This window comes from Bacteroides sp. K03 (assembly GCF_019734355.1).
Lineage (GTDB): Bacteria > Bacteroidota > Bacteroidia > Bacteroidales > Bacteroidaceae > Bacteroides > Bacteroides nordii.
This window is the reverse complement of record NZ_JAASHC010000004.1, coordinates 115,116-136,644: the sequence shown is the minus strand read 5'-3', so window position 1 is coordinate 136,644 and position 21,529 is coordinate 115,116. Positions and strand designations below refer to the sequence as shown.

Below are 21,529 nucleotides of genomic sequence, written 5' to 3'. Positions count from 1 at the left end.
ATATAGCTTCCACGCCTTTTTATACATGCACGGAAGCCTTTCAATCGGTTAAAACACACAAATATATGAACGATTATTCCTGCCCTTGTCTTATGAAAACCGATCTGGAGCAATCGGTTGATAAGATCTCCTTTCTTAAAGAGTATTACCCCGGTATTGAATCTCCCGGATACATTGAAGCGCTGCCCAAACAAGAATTACTATGCTGCCTGTGTCTACTCGACAGTATTCTATTTTCTATCGAACAAAAGCATTATATATGTACCGTTACAGAACTGATCCGCCTATATCGATGCAGAGAAAGAGTAGTGAAACGTTTCCTTTAAGAGAATATTTATTCAAGAAAATGAATACGATAATAAAGAATTGCAAGAGTGTACACTTCTCCATAACAAGAATGTACATTCTTATGTATCAAAAATGTACACTCTTACAATGCAAAAGTGTACATTCTTTTAAGCACTGATTATCAATAAGTTTACAGCAACAGAGTTTCTACTGCTACTGCATCTTTATGAAGTTGTGCAATAAGTCCCTCTATCCCGTCAAACTTCATCTCAGGACGGATGTATTGCACAAAAGAGATACGAATAAATTTATCATAGATATCTGAATGGAAATGAAGGATATGCACTTCAATACTTCGATTCATCCCATTATTAAGTGTAGGGCGATGACCAATATTCAACATACCGGCATAGGTACATCCATCAAAACTGACTCGCACGGCATATACTCCATCCGCAGGGACAAGCTTATCAGGATCGTCTACACTGAGATTAGCTGTTGGAAAGCCTATTTTGCGTCCAACCTGATAACCACTAACTACCGTCCCATCCAGAAAATAATCATACCCAAGGCAATGTGCAGCCATCTTAACATCTCCCTGATGAAGATAGTCACGAATCACGGAAGAACTGATATGGATCTCCTTATATATATACGCGCGCGCAAGAACTATCTGCATACCGATTTCTTCACCATAACGGCAATAATCTTCAAAGCTCTCACTACGATTATGACCAAAGCGGTGATCGTAACCAATTACAAGCGATTGTACCTGGTAACGTTCCTGCAAAATGGTAGTCATAAAATCCCGGGCAGTAAACCAGGATATCTCCGGAGTAAAATCGAGCATAATGCAATAATCTACTCCGGTTTCAGCCAGTAATGCAATCTTTTCGTCCTGCGTAGTGAGTAACTCCGGATGATAATCGGCTTTCATCACCTTACGGGGATGAACAGGAAAAGTAATCAAAACCGAACGTAACCCACGGGTAGCAGCTACCTCCTTCACTTGTTCAATGAGGAAACGGTGACCAGTATGTACCCCATCGAAAAAACCAATGGTAGCCACACATGGCTCGAGTAATGTACCCGGTATATTACGAATAATCTGCATCAGTCAGTAAAATCGGTTTAGTTAAAAATATGACTCCAGTCTTCCTTTGCCTGCGGTGTATAAGTAGAAATACCCAATACCTGCGCTGCCAGACAGTTCGCCTCCGAATCATCAATAAAAAAAGTCTCTTTCGGGTCGATATTGGCATCTGCAAGTACTGTTTCAAATATCTCGGCATCGGGCTTCACCATCTTCATCTCAAACGAAAGATATATCTTTTCAAAATAATCTTCCACCTGGAAACCACGATAAGGAAAAACATTCTCACAGGACCACTTCCAATGAATATCGTTGGTATTACTCAACAGATAAACCACATACTTTTCGCGAAGTTTCAGCAATAAATCAAGTTTGTAAGTAGGGATATCCACCAGGAAAGAATTCCAGGCATCATCTATCTGCTGATCCGTTAATGGCTTCCCTACCATTTCACGGATACCATCACGGAATTCAGCAGGAGTTATCAACCCCTTCTCCTGCTGCATAAAGATACCTTGCTGATGATAAACATTCAACAGTTCATCTACATTTTGCAATCCTAACTTTTTAAAATTCTCAATACAACGCGGGCGGTCGAGGTTTATCAGAATGCCCCCAAAATCAATAAGAAGGTTTTTTATTCCTTTTCTTTTCATCTTTTATTTATGTATTAAACGCTGAACGAAGCGGATTAGTTCTCCCACCCACAGAACGAGCGATGAGGTACCTATTAGTATCAGCCACGTCTGCCAGTCAAGCGGTTCAGTACGAAATACAGCCCCACCGAACTGTACAATCAGAATCTGTCCGCCAAGAATAGCAATCACAATCAACTCCATGCCATAAGATTTGGAAAGCCCCTTAAATGCCGAATCGTTTGTTCCAAACACACGGGCATTGAACAGGTTCCAGAATTGTAGCATAACAAAGAAAGTGAAGAAGATTGTAAGACGGTGCACGGTCATTCCACCTTCAGCATTCGTATAATAGTAAATCATACCCAGCAACACTATCAGGAAAACGGCACCGACACCGAATATATTGTATTGCATTGCTTTACTGATAATAAAATCAGTGCTGCGACGGGGCTTTTCATTCATCACAGTTTCACTTGGCGGAATAGAGGCCAATGCTAAGGCAGCAAATGTATCCATAATCAAGTTTACCCACAACATCTGAGTCACGGTCAGAGGCAAATCTGTGCCCATAAATGAACCAAGCAATACGATAAGCAGTGCTACAAAGTTGATTGTAAGCTGGAATACGATAAATCGCTGGATATTTTTATAAAGCGAACGTCCCCACATCACAGCCGTACCGATACTGTTGAACGAATCGTCAAGCAAAGTAATATCACTGGCTTCCTTGGCTACGGAAGTTCCCGTACCCATTGAAAGTCCTACTTGTGCATGGTTCAATGCGGGAGCATCATTGGTTCCGTCACCGGTTACAGCAACTACAGCCCCTTTCTGTTGCAACAACTGCACCAGACGTTGTTTATCAGTAGGACGGGCGCGAGACATTATCTTCAAATCCATTACCCTGTCCAAAGCCTCCTCATCGGTCAACTCGGCAAAGGCAGTACCAGTAATCCGGTTACGTTCCGTATCTTCGGAATTCCAAAGTCCTATCTGACGGGCTATTTCAGTAGCCGTACCCGGAGTATCGCCCGTTACAATTTTAATGCCAATACCTGCTGACTGGCATTTTTCCACAGCAGCCGGAACATCAGGACGAATCGGATCGGAGATAGCAACAACGCCTAAGAAGTTAAGATCATTGGCAGCAACCAACTCTACACAATCATCAGGTGCATTATCATCTACTATTTTAAAGGCAAATCCTAACGTACGCATTGCCATATTCTGATAACCTAACAACTGCTCTTCTACCGTAGAACGATATTCAACCGTATCCACCCGCTTGCCGTCGAGGATTACCTCCTTACATTTTCCAAGTACAATTTCGGGAGCACCTTTTATATATAGCACTTTTTTACCGATAAGGGGAGACTGTACCAAAGTAGCCATAAACTTACGCTCGGTAGAAAAAGTCAGCTGATCCAGTACATTAGCCTGTTCACGAAACTCCAGATAGTTCTGATGTTGAGCGTTGAGCCACAAAAGCAATGCTACTTCCGTAGGATTTCCCACACCTTTTGGCTTTTCACCGTCACCGGTTTCTTCAAGAAAAGCGGTAGAATTAGCACTGATACCTTCTATCACCAATTTGCTGATATCATCACCGGCAAGTACGCCTCCTTCTTTTAATCCGTAGAAATTCGGTTCGTGTACCTGCATCAGGTTCTGAGTCAGCGTACCAGTCTTATCCGTACAGATAACGGTAATAGCTCCCATCGTTTCACAAGCATGCATTTTACGCACAAGGTTGTTGGTAGAAAGCATGCGACGCATATTCAGAGCCAGACTGAGCGTCACACTCATCGGCAAGCCTTCGGGTACCGCAACTACAATCAATGTAACAGCCATCATGAAGTACTTCAGCACTATCTGGGCAATGGCCATATAGTTGTGCCAGCCTACGATTTCATTTGCCGAAATATAGTGATATAAGTCTTTTGAAACAAAGATGATAAAAGTAGCTCCTGCTACAGTAAAGCCAATCTTACCTATCAGTTTGGCCAATTTGGTAAGCTGTATGTTCAGCGGAGTAGGTTCACCACTCTGTTCCGTACTTTGACGGGCTACCTTTCCGATTTCCGTAGCATCACCGACACGAAGCACCTTCATCATACCGTGACCGTCGACTACCGTTGTACCCCGCATCACCATGTTGGAAGCATAGGTCGCTTCGTCGTCAAAATCGGCCTCAACAGTTGTCTTATTGATAACCGGCTCGCCTGTCAGATTGGATTCATTAACCTGAAGAGAGATAGCTTCGACCAACTCACCGTCGGCAGGAATCTCCTCACCAGTCTCAAGCACTACGATATCTCCTACTACAATGTCTTTCCGGGGGATTTCCTGAATTCGTCCGTTCCGAATCACTTTTACAAGTGTTTCTTCGTTGACAGCATTTAGCAAATCAAATTTTTTGCTTGCATCATACTCAAAAAAGAAACCGATACCAGTAGCCAGCAAAATAGCAACTATGATACCGATAGTCTCAGCATACTCATTCTCTATAATTGAAATAATCAGAGAGAAAACAGCAGCAACGAGCAGTACGCGTACAACAGGGTCTTCAAACTTTTCCAAATAAAGTTTCCAAAGAGAAGGACGTTTAGGAGGTGTTAATAGATTTACACCATTTTTTTCCCGACTTTCCAGGACCTCACTATCTGTAAGGCCTAAATGATAATAGTCATTGTTTTTTGCAGTCATTCAGATACATGCGTTAAATTTAGGTTGCAAAAATACAACATTAAATTGGCATAGAATGTTTATTAATTTTTTTTAAGGAGTAACATTTCCAGGCATTTTAGTCTCTGCTAATGCACGCTCTGCTTGCTTTTGTCGAGTGATATCATGAACTGTGATCACCATCCGGTCTTCACCGTTTAATAAAAGATAGGTTCCGGAAATAACAGCATCGCATTCTACGGACTCATAACCAGAGGTGCACACATTCAGGGTAGCTTCCAAATCCGTAAAACTCTTCTTTTCATCAAAAGCCTCCTGTATAGCACGACGTACCGGACAAGAGCCACAAAGCTCGTGTGTGCCACACCCACCCGATGCAGACATAGCATTACGGCACTGCAACAGATCTCCGACTTTCTTTTCTGATGCTCCCTTTTTAATGCCTGTACGTCTGTAATAATTCGTTTTCAACACAATGAAACCTGAATCTATCAGTAAAACAAAAGCATGTACACTCTGTAATATCGCCCCTGCAATATAACTTGTCTTTCTCAGTTCATCCGCCTCTTTTTTTAATGCCCGGCGCACCTGTATTACTTTTTTTCTTTCCCAAAGAAAGGCAACTAAAAGAACTGAACATAAAATAATTAGACCTATTTCCATTCTCATATTTCTTTTATTAACCGGTTACTTATTATCCAAATAGATACCACAAAGATACCTCTTTTCTATGGTAAAAAAAGAAAGAACAATGAACAATCCGTATATTTTTTATGTTATATTTGTAGTAAACTTTAAAAAAGGAATATGAAGAAGTATATTTGCACAGTATGTGATTACATTTACGACCCGGAAATGGGTGACCCGGAGAGTGGTATTGAACCAGGTACAGCTTTTGAAGACATCCCGGATGATTGGGTATGTCCTCTTTGCGGAGTGGGGAAAGAAGACTTTGAAGAGTACAATGAATAGTGATGAACGGGTTAGTGATTAGTGATTAGTTCACTGCGTTGTAACCGCATGGCACTAATCACTAATCACTAACCCGTTTATCACTAATCACTAATCCGCTTATCACTCCTATGTCAGTTTCTTCTCTTTTACATCACTACTCGCTTCCACTACATTGACTACATAATCGCCCAACTTCTCACATTCGGCAATAATATCCATATAGTAAACTCCCATCTGATAATCATATTCTTTATTGTTCACGTCCAGAATATTCTGATTTTTCAGTTGGTTACGGTAGTTATTAATCTCGTTCTCAATATTAAATGACTTGTTTACATCAATACTATGATGTTCGGGTTTCTCCACCACTACAATCATTTGCTCCAGAGCATCATTGGTGAGCTTCATCATAAAGTGGATGTGCTCATACTGTTTCTCCGTGAAGTCCTGATTGGTCTGACGTTTACGGTTAATGGTCCGTGCCAGATTATAACAGCTATCTCCGATACTCTCAATCTCTGTCACTTCGCGTAGCATAGCACGTATCTGTAACTTACTTTCCGAACTTAAACGACCTTCGGAAACCTGATTCAGATAGTTAGCGATTTCCAGTTCCATGTTATCACTAATGTTCTCATATTTTTCTACGCGGCTGAATACTTTATTAAAATCATCGTCTTTGTCTGTATGCAATAAGTCTTGCACCATACCAAACATACGGTGCGTACGCTCAGCAAACAAATGGATTTCTTTACGAGCCTGAAGAATAGAAAGTTCTGCCGTAGACAACATACCGCCAGTAATAAATCTCAAACGAGGCTCTTCGTCTTCTTCTTTCGGATGAATGATTGCACAAACAGTACGCTCTATCAGTTTCACACCCCATATCAATAAACACACATTACATATATTAAAGATAGAGTGGAAAGCGGATAATTTATAAGAAACGGCAACTGCGGCATCTCCCGGATGGAAATAGTTATCCACAATCCAGGATACAAATGTAGTAAACGGATGGAAAATAATTAATACCCAGATAACGCCAAACACATTGAATACAAAGTGTGCCAATGCCGCCCGCTTTGCCTGTGTATTGGCCGTAAGTGCAGCCAGGTTGGCGGTAATAGTAGTTCCGATATTTTCACCTAACACCAATGCTGCTCCCAACTCAAAACCAATCCAGCCATTAGCACACATAATAAGTGTAATGGCCATTGTAGCAGCGGAAGCCTGCACAATCATAGTCAGAATAGTACCAATCAAGAGAAACAACAGGACGGAAAAGAATCCCATATCCGTATAGTTCTGTACAAAAGCCAGCATATCGGGGTTCCTACCCAGGTCGGGCGCGTTTTGTTGCAGAAAAGCCAACCCCATAAATAAAAAAGAAAAGCCAAAAATAAATTCACCGACAGACTTACGGTTGCTTTTACCAGAGAAGATAAACGGTAAAGCGACGGCCAGCAAAGGAAGAGCATACGCTGACATATCGACCTTAAACCCGAAAATAGATATAATCCATGCAGTGACCGTTGTACCAATATTAGCCCCCATAATAACACTAATAGATTCTGTCAATGTCAGCAATCCGGCATTAACGAAACTAACCACCATCACTGTTGTTGCCGAAGAGGACTGAATAAGGGCAGTTATCAACACTCCTGTTAAAACCCCTGTTACCCGATTGGTGGTCATTGCTGTCAGAATGCTTCGCAATCTGTCACCTGCGACTTTTTGTAAGCCCTCGCTCATTATCTTCATCCCATACAGGAAAAGTCCTAATGAACCGATGAGCTTTAAAAAATCATAAAAAGAATATTCCATCTATAATTATTTTAATAGTTGTTTGTTCTCTAATTGATTATATCATATATTTATCCGATTCTATTTACTTCTTTAAAAGCCAAAATGAAACAGATGTTACAAATATGTTGCAAAAATAATAATATTTATAAAGAATTCCCTATTGGTAGTTCACTTTTGGATATTTATTACGGTTTTAATCTTAATTTTCCCTATCAAGTAGTTAGCGCCAAGGTAAATAATCGTTCCGAAGGTCTTAATTTCAGAGTATATAATAATAAAGATGTAGAATTTCTGGACGTAAGAGATTCCTCCGGAATGCGTACGTATGTGCGTTCACTTTGCTTTGTGCTATATAAAGCTGTCAGCGAATTATTCCCGGAAGGAAAACTTTTCGTAGAACACCCCGTATCAAAAGGTTATTTCTGTAATCTGCGCATCGGACGTCCTATTACATTAGAAGATGTATCACTCATCAAAAAAAGAATGCAGGAGATTATAGCTGAAAACGTTCCTTATCACAGAATTGAATGTCATACAACGGAAGCTGTACGTATTTTCAATGAACACGGAATGAACGATAAAGTAAAGCTACTGGAAACCTCCGGCTCACTTTATACCTATTATTATACGCTGGGAGATACCATTGACTATTATTATGGTAATCTGTTACCCAGCACCGGATTCATCAAACTATTTGATCTGGTGAAGTACTACGACGGATTATTGTTGCGTATCCCCAATAAAGAAAATCCGGATGTACTTGAAGAAGTGGTGAAACAAGAGAAAATGCTCGATGTATTCAAAGAATACCTGAACTGGAGCAATATCATGGGAATAACTAATGCAGGCGATTTTAACCTGGCCTGTGAAGAGGGACATGCCACCGATCTGATTAATGTAGCCGAAGCATTGCAGGAAAAGAAAATAGCCCAGATAGCCGACACGATCTTTCATCGCGGAGAAAATGGAAACCGCGTAAAACTGGTATTAATATCCGGTCCGTCTTCATCGGGAAAAACGACCTTCAGTAAACGCCTTTCTATTCAGTTGATGACAAACGGATTAAAGCCCTATCCCATCTCATTGGATAACTACTTCGTGGACCGTGAAGAAACTCCTCTTGATGAGAATGGTAACTATGATTATGAATCATTATATGCTTTGGATCTGGACTTGTTTAATCAACAGCTTCAAGCCTTGCTTCGCGGAGAGGAAGTAGAACTTCCCCGCTTTAATTTTAGTATCGGTAAGAAAGAATATAAAGGAGACAAACTAAAAATAGATAAACACACCATCTTAATATTGGAAGGTATTCATGCTCTGAATCCTGAGTTGACTCCACATATCCCGGAAGAGAACAAGTTCAAAATCTACGTTTCGGCACTAACTACCATCTCACTGGACGATCATAACTGGATTCCTACCACAGACAACCGTTTGCTTCGCCGCATTATTCGTGACTTTAACTACCGCGGATATTCGGCACAAGAAACCATTTCAAGATGGCCCAGCGTACGTGCCGGAGAGGATAAATGGATATTCCCTTATCAGGAAAATGCAGATGTGATGTTTAACTCCGCCCTGCTCTTTGAATTTGCAGTATTGCGCCTTCACGCCGAACCGATTCTAACGGGAGTGCCCCGCAATTGCCCGGAATATTGTGAAGCATACCGCCTGTTGAAGTTTATCAAATACTTTATCCCTGTTCAGGACAAAGAAATTCCACCGACCTCACTGTTAAGAGAGTTTCTGGGAGGAAGTAGTTTTAAGTATTAACCATATCACAGGATTATCTGCCATTGCAGATAATCCTGCCTTTTTATACCTATTTTTTGTTTTAAGTCCCGAATTTATTTTAAATTTGTGTCAATTAAACAAGCAATAAAGATGAAAACACCCGTAGCTATCATTGTGATCATGCTCTGTTTTAGTACATTAAGTCATGCACAGAATACAAAAAACAGAGCACAGGAATTAAAGGAACAAGCTCAAAACAGTCTGAGCCAAAAAGATTATATCAAGGCACGTTATCTTTTTAAGAAAGCGTACGAAGCATTCGCTACCCGCGAAGACTATCCGCAGGCTGTTGAATGCGGCATTCAGGCCAATGGGCTTTATGTACGTGAAAACTTTTATAAAGAAGGTTTCGAACTTTGCCGTGACATGGATCAACTGGTGTGGGCAGGTGAACAGAAAACCAAGAAAACTCTTCACGATCTACGGTTTCTAATTACCAAAGAACGCCTGCAAATGTATATTGCACTAAAAAATGCAGCACAAGCTAAATTACAATTGGACAAACTGGAAGAAACAGCTAATCTTGCTAAAAACGACTCAATAAGTGAGAATTTACTCTATACCAAGGCCAATTATTATTACACCTTCGGCCTCAATGCACAAGGAGATGCTTGCTTCCGCAAACTCATCAATCAATACAAAGAAAAAAAGAATTACGAGAAAGTAGAAGAGTGCTACAAAAATCTGATATCCATTGCCCGCAAAGCGAATAATGCCGCACTGATGGGACGTACTTATGAAAATTATATCGTATGGACCGACTCTGTAAAAGCACTCACCGCACAGGATGAATTGAATGTATTGAAAAGGAAATATGACGAAAGTCAGTTGACGATACAAGAAAAAGACGACACACTTTCCGCCAAACAGTATATTATCATCGGACTTTGCACACTGGTTGTTATTCTTATTGCAGCATTGGTGCTTCTTGCAATCGTATTACTACGTTTTATGGCAGGAAACCGTAAGCTCAAGAAAAGCATACAAATAGCCAACGAACACAATGAATTGAAAACCAAATTCATTCAAAATATATCTTCACAGATGGAACCGACTCTGGACACATTGGCGGCCTCAGCAAGTGAACTCTCAGACAAAGCGCCGCAACAATCACAACAGATGCAGACGCAAGTAGGTGCATTGAAAAAGTTTAGCGATGATATACAGGAACTCTCTTCGCTGGAAAATTCGTTGACCACTCCCTACGAAATGAGCGATATCAACGCCAGTATTTTTTGCGAAGAAGTAATGGAGAAAGTGAAAAGTAATATAAAAGCCGAAGTTACTACTTCTGTAAATGCTCCCAAACTACAAGTGAAAACCAATAAAGAACAATTGGAGCGTATACTTCTTCATTTACTGCAAAATGCTGCTTATTACACACAAGAAGGACGCATCAGCCTTGACTTCAAAAAACGTGGAGCGCATACTCATCAGTTTATTGTAACTGATACCGGTACTGGTATTCCCACTGAACAACAGGAAACGATCTTTAAACCTTTTACCGAAGTGAAAGACCTCACACAAGGAGATGGCCTGGGATTGCCTATATGTTCACTTATTGCCACAAAAATGAATGGGAGCCTGACTTTGGATACAAGCTATACGAAGGGGAGCCGGTTTATATTAGAGCTACACGCTTAATAGAATGGAGAGGGGAGAATGGAGAAGGGAGAAGTACTATGCAGCATGATAGCGCAGCTTACTTCTCCCTTCTCCATTCTCCCCTCTCCATTCTATCTAATCTCTTCCACCTCTTCAGGAGTCAACGGAATTTTCTTACCTAAACGACGGGCACCGGTCTCAGTTATCAGATAATCCTCTTCATTACGAATCCCTCCAAAGTTCTTATAAGTCTCTACTTTATCATAATTGATAAAATCAGTAAACTTTTTATCGGCTTTCCACATATCGATAAGCTCGGGGATAAAGTAAATACCCGGCTCTACAGTATGTACAAAGCCCGGTTCCAAAGGAATAGCCAAACGTTGCGATTTACGACCGAACTGAGTACTCTTCGGTTCACCATTATATCCTACCCAAAGTTCACCCAGATTCTCCATATCGTGTACATCCAGTCCCATCATATGTCCTAACCCATGTGGATAAAACAAAGCATGTGCTCCCTCACGTACAGCATCTTCGGCATTACCTTTCATCAAACCAAGTCCTTTCAGCCCCTCTACCATCACACGGGCTGACAAGTCGTACACATCCATGTAAGGAATACCCGGACGAAGCGCTTTTACTGATTCCAGATGCATTGCATTTTGAATCTCATAGACTTCGCGCTGGCGGGTAGTAAATTTCTTATCAGCAGGTATAGTAGACGACATATCTCCGGCATATCCCATTTCTGTTTCAGCTCCTGCATCAATCAGAAACAAGTCTCCGGGCTTTACGGTATTACCATGATAATGGTTGTGTAAAGTCTGCCCATTGATGGTGGCAATGGTTGCAAAAGAAAGTTCACAGCCTGCAGCGGCAGCAACTGCCTCCATAGCAGCTACTACTTCAAACTCTTTCATACCCGGCCGAAGTACCTTCATTGCAGTAATATGCATATCTGCGGTCACATCGCAAGCCTTCTCTATTTCTACAATTTCTTCAGCTGATTTATGGTTACGTTGTTCAACTACCGCACGAATAAAAGGCACCGAACCTTCCTGACGCACAGGAGGGATACCCAGCCAATCCATCAGTTTCAGTTTATGTTCGGCACGATAAGGGGGAAGATAATGAATTGATTTTCCCTTCTGTACACACTGATGCAGATAGTTTACAATTTCAGCGGATGGTAAAGTACGTGTCACCCCTACACGTTCGCTTTTTTCTTTCAAGGTAGGCTGGATCCCCATCCATACAATATCATCAATCGTCAGTTCATCACCGAATATAATTTCTTTTTCATCGTCAATATCAATAATGGCAGAAAGTCCTGCAAACGGAAGACCGAAATAATAAAGAAAAGTAGAATCCTGACGATAACGGAAGGTATTACTCTCATAATTCAGTCCACACTCGTCGTTCCCCAAAAACAACAACACTCCGGAGCCTAATTTCTTTTTCAGCAGGGCCCGGCGCTGCACATACGTTTCTTTACCAAACATAATGTTCTATTTTTTAAGTTAGTGCAACAAAGATAGAGAATTTAGCGTTATAGAAAGAAAAATAATCCCTCTAATCTGTGTAATCTGTGGTGAAAAAGTTACTTTTGTAGCGAGATATAACCGAATGTAGAAAATAAAATATTTATGGCACAAGGTTCCCGTCAAATACAATCCCAGGCGCAGCAGCAGATACAAACGCTCTCTCCGCAGCAGATTCTGGTAGTAAAGCTATTGGAGCTTCCCGCCGTAGAACTGGAAGACCGAGTACATGCCGAATTATTGGAAAACCCAGCTCTTGAAGAAGGTAGAGAAGAAGCGGCTACTGATGATCCGGATGAAAGCAATAGTAACGATCCGGAAGCAGAAAGTGATGCCAATGAATATGACTCCCTGGGCGACTATCTAAACGAAGATGACATCCCTGATTATAAATTACAGGAAAACAACCGTTCCAAAAGCGAACAGGTAGAGGAAATTCCTTTTTCTGACGCTACTTCCTTCTATGAAATATTGAGAGAACAGTTGAGTGAGCGTAACCTCACAGAACATCAGCGTGAATTGGCAGAATACCTTATCGGGTCACTGGATGATGACGGCCTGCTCCGTAAATCACTTGAAAGTATCAGCGATGAGCTGGCTATCTATGCAGGCATTAACGCCACCGAAGAGGAATTGGAAGAGGCTTTATGCATCATACAGGACTTCGACCCGGCCGGACTTGGTGCACGCAACCTCCAGGAATGTCTGCTTATACAACTCCAACGGAAACTTGAAAAAGGTAAACCGGATAAAGCACTTATACTGGAACAGAGAATCATCAACGAATGTTACGAAGAGTTCACACGTAAACATTGGGATAAGATAATAAAGAAATTGGGCTGCGAAGAAGAGCTTTTCAACACTGCTATTTCTGAAATCACAAAGTTAAATCCTCGTCCGGGAGCTTCATTAGGAGAAGCCATCGGGCGTAACATGCAGCAAATTGTTCCCGACTTCATTGTAGACACCTATGATGATGGCTCTATCAGTGTCAACCTTAACAACCGGAATATACCGGAACTTCGTATGAGTCGCGACTTCACCGAAATGGTAGAAGAACATACGAAGAACAGAGCCAATCAATCCAAAGAATCCAAAGAAGCAATGATGTTCCTGAAACAGAAAATGGATGCAGCTCAGGGATTTATCGATGCAGTAAAGCAGCGTCAGAATACATTAATGACTACCATGCAGGCTATTATCGATCTGCAACGTCCTTTCTTTCTTGAAGGAGACGAATCATTGCTTCGCCCTATGATCCTGAAAGACGTAGCCGAACGTACGGGCCTGGATATTTCGACCATATCACGTGTTAGCAATAGTAAGTATGTGCAAACAAACTTTGGAATCTATCCGCTGAAGTTCTTCTTCAGTGACGGATATACCACCGAAGACGGTGAAGAAATGTCAGTACGTGAAATACGTAAAATACTAAAAGAATGTATTGACAACGAAGATAAAAAGAAACCACTGACTGACGATGAACTGGCTGAGATCCTAAAAGAAAAAGGATATCCTATTGCACGGCGCACCGTAGCCAAATATCGTCAGCAACTGAATATACCAGTGGCCAGATTAAGAAAGTAATTAAAGTGATCAATAATAAATAACAAAAGGGCTCCATTATGGGAGAAGCAAACGTAGAGCAACATATCATTGCAGATAAAACGCTTATCAGAACGGCACAGATTACATCGTGGATACTAACTCCGTTTTCTATCCCTTTTCTGGCTTTTCTGGTATTGTTCTTATTCTCTTACCTTCGTATCATGCCCTTGCAGTACAAACTCATTGTATTGGGAATAGTGTATTGTTTCACTATACTGATGCCAACCATCACCATTTTCCTGTTTCGCAAAATCAATGGTTTTGCCCTGCAGGAATTGAGTGAACGAAAAAAACGATATATTCCTTTTACACTTACCATTATCTCTTATGTATTTTGTCTGCTCATGATGCACAAGCTGAATATTCCCTGGTATATGACCGGTATTATACTGTCTGCACTGGTGGTTCAGATCATCTGTATCATTGTAAATCTGAAATGGAAACTCAGTGAACACATGGCTGGCATAGGAGGTATTATCGGCGGTTTGATTTCATTCAGTGAATTGTTTGGCTATAATCCTGTCTGGTGGCTATGCCTGTTTATTCTGGTAGCCGGTGTATTAGGTTCGGCACGAATTATTCTGAGACATCATTCTCTGGGTGAAGTGCTTTCCGGTTTTGGTGTAGGTTTCATCTGTGCACTATTGGTACTACATCCATTAAGTAATGTATTATTCCGTATATTTTTATTTTAACATGAATATAAACCCCTAAAAACTAATTATTATGAACTTCCCACAAAATTTGAAGTACACCAATGAGCACGAATGGATTCGTGTAGAAGGAGATATGGCTTATGTAGGTATCACTGATTATGCTCAGGAACAATTGGGTGATATTGTATTTGTCGATATCCCCACAGTAGGTGAATCACTGGAAGCAAATGAAACTTTCGGAACGATTGAAGTGGTGAAAACCATCTCTGACCTCTTTCTGCCGGTAGCAGGTGAAGTAATAGAACAGAATGAGAGCCTTGAAGAAAATCCTGAACTGGTCAATAAAGATCCATATGGTGAAGGATGGCTTATCAAGATGAAACCTGCCAATCTAAAAGATATTGAAAACCTGCTCGATGCTGAAGCATATAAAGCAGTGATTAACGATTAGTGAATAGTGATTAGTGATCATCGTACCACTAAATAGTAAATAGTAAATTGTAAATAAAATCATGACCCCAATTGTAAGTATCATCATGGGTAGCACTTCTGACCTTCCTGTAATGGAAAAGGCAGCACAGTTACTCAATGATTTGCACGTACCATTCGAAATAAACGCTCTTTCTGCTCACCGCACTCCGGAAGCAGTAGAGGAGTTTGCTAAAAATGCCCGTTCACGCGGTATTAAAGTTATTATTGCTGCTGCCGGTATGGCTGCTGCCCTACCAGGTGTAATCGCTGCCAACACTACCCTACCTGTAATCGGAGTACCCATTAAAGGTTCTGTTCTGGACGGTGTTGATGCCTTGTATTCTATCATCCAGATGCCTCCCGGGATACCTGTAGCTACAGTAGCTATCAACGGAGCAATGAATGCCGCTATCCTGGCAATACAAATGCTGGCATTGAGCAATACTGAACTGGCTGATACATTTGCAGCTTACAAAGAAGGTTTGAAGAAAAAAATTGTAAAAGCTAACGAGGAGCTTAAAGAGGTTAAGTTTGAATATAAAACCAATTAGATTTACGATTGGACGATTTACGATTTACGATTGAAGATGCTAACAAGATGATTAACGCTTCGTCTAATCAGCAGAAGTATCTTCAATCGTAAATTGTAAATCGTCTAATCGTAAATCGTCTAATCGTAAATAAAATCGTGGATTTATTCAATTACTCCCGGAGAGAAACATCAGAAGTAAATATTGGGGCTGTTCCATTGGGCGGCCTTAACCCTATCCGTATCCAGTCGATGACTAATACATCAACTCAGGATACAGAAGCTTGTGTAGAACAGGCAAAACGTATTGTAGATGCAGGTGGCGAGTATGTACGCCTTACAACACAGGGTATCAAGGAGGCTGAGAACCTGATGAATATCAACATCGGCCTACGTAGCCAGGGATATATGGTACCACTTGTTGCCGATGTACACTTCAATCCCAAAGTGGCTGATGTGGCAGCACAATATGCCGAAAAAGTACGTATTAATCCGGGAAACTATGTAGATCCGGGACGTACCTTCAAGCAATTGGAATATACGGATGAGGAATACGCGCAAGAATTACAAAAAATTCGTGACCGCTTCATTCCTTTTCTGAATATCTGCAAAGAGAACCACACTGCAATCCGTATCGGAGTAAATCACGGTTCATTATCCGACCGTATCATGTCTCGCTACGGTGACACTCCCGAAGGGATGGTGGAATCATGTATGGAGTTCCTGCGTATCTGCATAGACGAAAAATTTAAGGATGTAGTAATTTCAATCAAAGCCTCCAACACGGTTGTAATGGTAAAAACAGTTCGTCTGTTGGTAGCCGTAATGGAAAAGGAAGGGATGGAATTTCCTCTGCATCTGGGAGTTACGGAAGCCGGAGACGGAGAAGACGGACGTATCAAATCGGCATTGGGAATAGGAGCATTGCTGGCAGATGGATTGGGAGATACCATCCGTGTCTCTTTAAGTGAAGAACCAGAAGCAGAAATTCCTGTAGCACGTAAGTTAGTAGATTACATCCTTACCCGCCAAGACCATCCTTATATCCCCGGAATAGAAACACCTGAATTCAATTACCTCTCTCCTACCCGCCGGAAAACGAATGCCATCCGAAATATTGGTGGAAACAATCTTCCTGTTGTCCTTGCCGACCGCATGGACGGAAAGACAGAGGTCAATCCGCAATTTATACCCGATTATATTTATGCAGGAAGAGAACTTCCCGCCATACGGGAAGCCAATGTTGAATATATCCTTGATGCCGATGTATGGGCAGGAGAAAAAGGCACATGGCCGGCATTCAATTACTCTCAGCTTCCACTGATGGGCATGTGCCAGGCAGAACTAAAATTCTTATTCATGCCGTATATGGCACAGACAGATGAGGTGATTGCCTGTCTCAAAACACACCCGGAAGTGGTTATTATTTCTCAAAGCAATCATCCGAATCGTATTGGAGAGCACCGTGCTTTGGTACACCAGTTGATGTCTGAAGGATTGAAGAACCCGGTTATCTTCTTTCAGCATTACCAGGAAGAGGATGCGGAAGATTTGCAAATCAAAGCTGCTGCTGATATGGGGGCATTGATATTTGATGGCTTGTGTGATGGTATCTTTCTGTTCAATCAGGGATTACTTTCTCATGCCATCGTAGATGCTACCGCTTTCGGCATTCTGCAAGCCGGACGTATCCGTACCTCCAAAACCGAATATATTTCTTGTCCGGGTTGTGGACGAACGTTGTTCAACCTACAAAGCACTATTGCCCGTATCAAAGAAGCGACTTCTCACTTGAAAGGATTGAAAATAGGTATTATGGGATGCATTGTGAATGGCCCCGGAGAAATGGCAGATGCTGACTATGGATATGTAGGTGCCGGACGTGGCAAAGTCAGCCTCTACAAACAGAAGGAATGTATAGAAAAAAATATTCCGGAAGAAGAAGCTGTAGAGAAGTTGATTGAGCTAATTAAGGCGAACGGAAATTATACTGAGCAAAAATAAATCTATTTACGATTAGACGATTTACGATGTACGATGTACGATTGAAGTTACTCTTTAAAAGCCTGTTTCAGCAATGTTAGAGACAGAGTGGTCCCAATCATACATCGTAAATCGTCTAATCGTAAATAGATTCATTATTCATTCCATCGATATATTATCTTTTTTTCTTCTGCCTAAATAACCAGTCCATAAATCCCGGATAATTGAATGCCGGATTCCAACTACCGTGATCACAGCCGGGAAACTCAATGTATTCTACATCAACCCCTGCCGCTTTCAATGCCCTATAGGCCACACGTGATCCTTCTACCGTCACTACATTATCCGCATCTCCATGAAAAATACGAAACTTTACTCCCTTGACATCTGCTAACCGGGATGGATTCACAGTTCCACAAATAGGAATTGCTGCTGCAAAAAGTTCCGGAAAACGGATAATCATATCATAGGTACCCATTCCCCCCATTGAAAGGCCAATAATATAAACACGATTCGTATCTATCTGTGGCATACCAAGATAGACATCCAACAGTTCCTTTAACGAGCTAAAAACAGGAGATATCTCTTGTCCGACAGACATATCCGACGGAACGAACGAGACAGGACGAGAAGTATATGCCCAGTAAGCATCTATCGGACACTGAGGGATTAACACAAAAGCCGGATACTTCTCACGATTTACCGGATTAAGAAACATCTGGCCTCCATGAACCAATTGCTTTTCATTATCACCGCCCCGTTCTCCTGCACCATGTAAAAAAAGAACAAGTGGATACTTCTTTCCTGTTTTCTCTTTTTCCGGACGAAGTAAACGGTATTTTAATGAATCACCCCGGGAAGAGATAAACACTTCTTTCTGATAAACCTCCTGCGCAGAAACAGAAATAGTCAATAGAAACAATAAACAAAAGCTAATAATCTTTTTCATATCCTATTTACACCATTATTCTTTAAAATATAAAGATACATTCTATTTATCAAACAATCTCATTTATAAGCACCACTCTCTACAAAAAAGGGAACACATGACCTGCGTTCCCCTCTCAATATGATAAAATATAAATCTACTTATTCTCAGTCGTTGTCACACTCAATATCTGTTGATAACGCTCCGGATTCGTTAAAATCTTCACAGCCTCATCCAATTCATTATCGCCTTTCAACTGCTGGATAATCGCACCACGCTGATAATAATAACGCTTAATAATTTCCTCAGCAATCATTGCCTTAATGTCTTTAGAGAAATAATCAAGATCACGATCCAGGTTATGAGTCAACTTATTTTCCAATGCTTTAAATTCATCGGAAGCCTCTTTCATGTATCCTTCAAACTCGGCAGCCTCTTTCAGAGTCTTTAATATCTTCTCACTCTGTTGGTCATACTTGAAATCTGCACCCTTCACTTTATTCTTGAAATCTGTATAGTCAGCATCTGTCAATTCAAACTTTTCTGCCGAAGCAACAACAGGGTGTTTCAAACAGTAGTCTGTTGCATAATCAAATATCAAATTATCACGAACCAAATAGTATAGAATATTGGGCAACCGTTCCTGCTTTACTTCGATATCGGGAGAAACACCACCCCCATCACGAACTTCACGTCCGGCGGCGGTATGGAAAACAGTTGTCAAACTATCAGGAATACGTGCCACACTACCATCTTCATTACGATGCGCATAATCAATAGCCTGTACACAACGTCCACTTGGAATGTAGTATTTAGAGGTAGTAATCTTCAAATTACCTCCATAAGGTAAAGAACGGGGTACTTGCACCAAGCCTTTTCCATAAGTACGGTTACCTACAATCACAGCCCGATCAAGATCTTGCAATGACCCGGAAAGAATCTCCGACGAAGAAGCCGTACCACTATTTACCAACACAGCAATCGGAATATCCGTATCCAATGGTTCACGCAGGGTTTTGTAAGTATTACTGGCCTGCTTTATCTTACCTTTCGTTGTTACAATCGTCTTGCCCCGTGGCACAAAGAAGTTCACTATTTCCACAGCTTGGTCAAGTAGTCCACCACCATTATTGCGCAAGTCTATTACCAGCGACGTAGCACCTTGTTTTTTCAAATCCAGGAAAGCCTTTTTAAAATCTTTGGAAGGACTTCCCGAAAAGCTACTAAGGTTTATATAACCAACCTGGCCCTCCATTATTCCATAATAAGGAATGGTAGGCATCTGAATAGAACGGCGTACAATTGTAAATTCCAACGGCTCTTTCACACCGGGGCGTTGTATCTTCAGTTTGAAACTGGTACCCACCTGCCCCCGAAGTAATGTACTCACATCCGAATTGTTCTTCAAATCTTTTCCATCAATTTCCAACAATATATCACCGGCTTTCAAACCGCTTTCTGCTGCCGGCATTCCTTCGTAAGGTTCAGCAATGACAGTATACTGGAGTTTCGGATTATATCTGATCAAAGAACCAATACCTCCATAAGAGCCCTTGACCATCATCTCCAGTTCGTCCTGATCGTTTTCCGGATAATATACTGTATAAGGATCAAGTGAATACAGCATATTGTCAATCCCCTCACGAATCGTTTTATTCGGATCAATGGTATCCACATAAAACATATCCAGCTCTTTTACAATCGCATTGAATATGTCGAGATTCTTAGCGATCTGGAAATTGCGGTCGTCTCCTTTTTTGAAACCAAAGAATGCTACAGCAATCAGCACAATCACTGCAATGATACCATTCTGCCTATTTAGAAACTTTTTCATACACTTTTAGTTAAAATGAGTCGTAAATGTAACTCATTACCTGCTTATTCAGACAGAACTTCGTTAATATTTAACTTTATTTCATCCCAACGTTCTTTTGAGATAGTGGTTCCGATAACCTGGATAACATTTCCAGAAAGAATGGAACCTATCTTAGCACACTTTTCCAATGAATAACCGCAAGTAAGCCCATATAAGAATCCTGCTGCAAAATAATCACCGGCGCCTGTGGTGTCTATCACTTTATTTACCGGAATAGCCGATACTCTGACTTCTTCCGTACCTTTACGAATTAGCGAACCTTTACATCCTATTTTCACAATAGCAATACTGCATAGCTTACCGATGATTTCCAAAGCCTCTTCAGGTTCTTTACCTGTAAATGCCTTGGCCTCTTCCTCATTAGCAAATACAATGTCTACATATTTACTTATCAATAAAGAAAAGAATTCCTTATCACCCTCCACGATATTATAACTGGCCATATCGAGACAAATTTGTAATCCGGCTTCCTTTGCCAATTTAATGGCACGGAGAATCATATCATGGTCTTGCACCAGGTATCCTTCAATATATAGATAAGCATATCCCTTAAACATATCCAATGATAAATCTTCGGCTCTCAACGTAGAAGCAGCTCCCAAATATGTCCCGAAAGTACGTTCGCCATCCGAAGAAATAAAAGTAGATGCTACTCCCGAAGGTAATTCAGAAAGGAGCAAATTGTCTTCAATATTGTTTTTCTGGAGATTTTCACGGAAAAAGTTTCCATAATTATCATTTCCCACTTTTCCTATAAAACCGGTAGCAGCTCCAAGGCAAGAGAGTCCAAGAATAGTATTTCCAGCCGATCCTCCGGTTGCAAGAAGGGTCTTCATGTTACTAAATTTCTCGTTAATCTGTTGTAACTTAGCGTCATCGATGAGTTGCATGCTCCCCTTTGGTAAACCCATTTCATCAAGAATAGTGTCATCTTTCAGAGTTGCAAGTACGTCTACAAGGGCGTTGCCCAAACCAATTATTTTGTCCATTTTGATATTTTTTTTGCAAAGATATTGCATATTTCAAAATATCCTATTACTTTTGCATCGCAATTGAGAAAAACATTCT

The 21,529-nt window shown here is 41.0% G+C and carries 18 protein-coding genes; 9 read left to right on the top strand and 9 right to left on the bottom strand.

The window, feature by feature from the left end; all coding sequences use genetic code 11:
• Positions 1-65: 65 nt before the first annotated feature.
• Positions 66-326, top strand: a complete 261-nt coding sequence (locus HCG69_RS05250; RefSeq protein WP_221649167.1) for a hypothetical protein — start codon at positions 66-68, stop codon at positions 324-326.
• A 152-nt stretch (positions 327-478) separates the two neighbouring features.
• Here HCG69_RS05250 and HCG69_RS05245 read toward each other — a convergent pair whose 3' ends face one another.
• The 4 genes from HCG69_RS05245 to HCG69_RS05230 all read right to left on the bottom strand — a co-directional run bounded on the left by HCG69_RS05245 (position 479) and on the right by HCG69_RS05230 (position 5,367).
• Positions 479-1,402: a bifunctional riboflavin kinase/FAD synthetase gene (locus HCG69_RS05245; RefSeq protein WP_221649166.1), complete on the bottom strand. Its 924-nt coding sequence runs from the start codon at positions 1,400-1,402 to the stop codon at positions 479-481.
• 17 nt (positions 1,403-1,419) lie between these two features.
• Positions 1,420-2,037, bottom strand: a complete 618-nt coding sequence (locus HCG69_RS05240; protein ID WP_221649165.1) for an HAD family phosphatase — start codon at positions 2,035-2,037, stop codon at positions 1,420-1,422.
• A 3-nt stretch (positions 2,038-2,040) separates the two neighbouring features.
• A complete protein-coding gene (locus HCG69_RS05235) occupies positions 2,041-4,725 on the bottom strand; it encodes a calcium-translocating P-type ATPase, PMCA-type (protein ID WP_221649164.1) in 2,685 nt (894 codons plus the stop codon).
• A 72-nt stretch (positions 4,726-4,797) separates the two neighbouring features.
• Positions 4,798-5,367, bottom strand: coding sequence for a hypothetical protein (locus HCG69_RS05230; RefSeq protein WP_221649163.1), 570 nt, complete (start codon positions 5,365-5,367; stop codon positions 4,798-4,800).
• 144 nt (positions 5,368-5,511) lie between these two features.
• On the opposite strand from HCG69_RS05230, the gene rd reads away from it, so the two are divergent.
• Positions 5,512-5,676, top strand: coding sequence for a rubredoxin (gene rd / locus HCG69_RS05225; RefSeq protein WP_221649162.1), 165 nt, complete (start codon positions 5,512-5,514; stop codon positions 5,674-5,676).
• A 108-nt stretch (positions 5,677-5,784) separates the two neighbouring features.
• Here rd and HCG69_RS05220 read toward each other — a convergent pair whose 3' ends face one another.
• Positions 5,785-7,482 (bottom strand): Na/Pi cotransporter family protein, encoded by a 1,698-nt coding sequence (locus tag HCG69_RS05220; RefSeq protein ID WP_221649161.1) that lies wholly within the window; start codon positions 7,480-7,482, stop codon positions 5,785-5,787.
• 84 nt (positions 7,483-7,566) lie between these two features.
• On the opposite strand from HCG69_RS05220, the gene HCG69_RS05215 reads away from it, so the two are divergent.
• Positions 7,567-9,240 (top strand): nucleoside kinase, encoded by a 1,674-nt coding sequence (locus HCG69_RS05215; RefSeq protein ID WP_221649160.1) that lies wholly within the window; start codon positions 7,567-7,569, stop codon positions 9,238-9,240.
• A gap of 141 nt (positions 9,241-9,381) precedes the next feature.
• Entirely contained in the window at positions 9,382-10,905 is a 1,524-nt protein-coding gene (locus HCG69_RS05210; RefSeq protein WP_370634122.1) for a sensor histidine kinase, read from the top strand.
• 92 nt (positions 10,906-10,997) lie between these two features.
• Here HCG69_RS05210 and HCG69_RS05205 read toward each other — a convergent pair whose 3' ends face one another.
• Positions 10,998-12,371 (bottom strand): aminopeptidase P family protein, encoded by a 1,374-nt coding sequence (locus HCG69_RS05205; RefSeq protein ID WP_221649158.1) that lies wholly within the window; start codon positions 12,369-12,371, stop codon positions 10,998-11,000.
• A 144-nt stretch (positions 12,372-12,515) separates the two neighbouring features.
• On the opposite strand from HCG69_RS05205, the gene rpoN reads away from it, so the two are divergent.
• The 5 genes from rpoN (at position 12,516) to HCG69_RS05180 (ending at position 17,678) form a co-directional block, all read left to right on the top strand.
• The gene (gene rpoN / locus HCG69_RS05200) at positions 12,516-13,997 is read left to right on the top strand and encodes an RNA polymerase factor sigma-54 (protein ID WP_221649157.1); all 1,482 of its coding nucleotides are present in this window, start codon (positions 12,516-12,518) and stop codon (positions 13,995-13,997) included.
• 38 nt (positions 13,998-14,035) lie between these two features.
• Positions 14,036-14,713: a hypothetical protein gene (locus HCG69_RS05195; protein ID WP_221649156.1), complete on the top strand. Its 678-nt coding sequence runs from the start codon at positions 14,036-14,038 to the stop codon at positions 14,711-14,713.
• A 31-nt stretch (positions 14,714-14,744) separates the two neighbouring features.
• Positions 14,745-15,125, top strand: a complete 381-nt coding sequence (gene gcvH / locus HCG69_RS05190; protein WP_221649155.1) for a glycine cleavage system protein GcvH — start codon at positions 14,745-14,747, stop codon at positions 15,123-15,125.
• 61 nt (positions 15,126-15,186) lie between these two features.
• Positions 15,187-15,696 (top strand): 5-(carboxyamino)imidazole ribonucleotide mutase, encoded by a 510-nt coding sequence (gene purE / locus HCG69_RS05185; RefSeq protein ID WP_221649154.1) that lies wholly within the window; start codon positions 15,187-15,189, stop codon positions 15,694-15,696.
• A gap of 137 nt (positions 15,697-15,833) precedes the next feature.
• Positions 15,834-17,678 carry a 4-hydroxy-3-methylbut-2-en-1-yl diphosphate synthase gene (locus HCG69_RS05180; RefSeq protein ID WP_221649153.1) on the top strand — a complete coding sequence of 615 codons (1,845 nt, stop codon included), beginning with the start codon at positions 15,834-15,836 and terminating at the stop codon, positions 17,676-17,678.
• A 154-nt stretch (positions 17,679-17,832) separates the two neighbouring features.
• Here the strand turns inward: HCG69_RS05180 and HCG69_RS05175 are convergent, their stop codons facing one another.
• The 3 genes from HCG69_RS05175 to HCG69_RS05165 form a co-directional block, all read right to left on the bottom strand.
• Positions 17,833-18,606 carry a dienelactone hydrolase family protein gene (locus tag HCG69_RS05175; protein WP_221649152.1) on the bottom strand — a complete coding sequence of 258 codons (774 nt, stop codon included), beginning with the start codon at positions 18,604-18,606 and terminating at the stop codon, positions 17,833-17,835.
• 136 nt (positions 18,607-18,742) lie between these two features.
• Entirely contained in the window at positions 18,743-20,419 is a 1,677-nt protein-coding gene (locus HCG69_RS05170; protein WP_221649151.1) for a S41 family peptidase, read from the bottom strand.
• 44 nt (positions 20,420-20,463) lie between these two features.
• Positions 20,464-21,450 (bottom strand): adenosine kinase, encoded by a 987-nt coding sequence (locus HCG69_RS05165; protein ID WP_221649150.1) that lies wholly within the window; start codon positions 21,448-21,450, stop codon positions 20,464-20,466.
• Between the last annotated feature and the right edge of the window lie 79 nt (positions 21,451-21,529).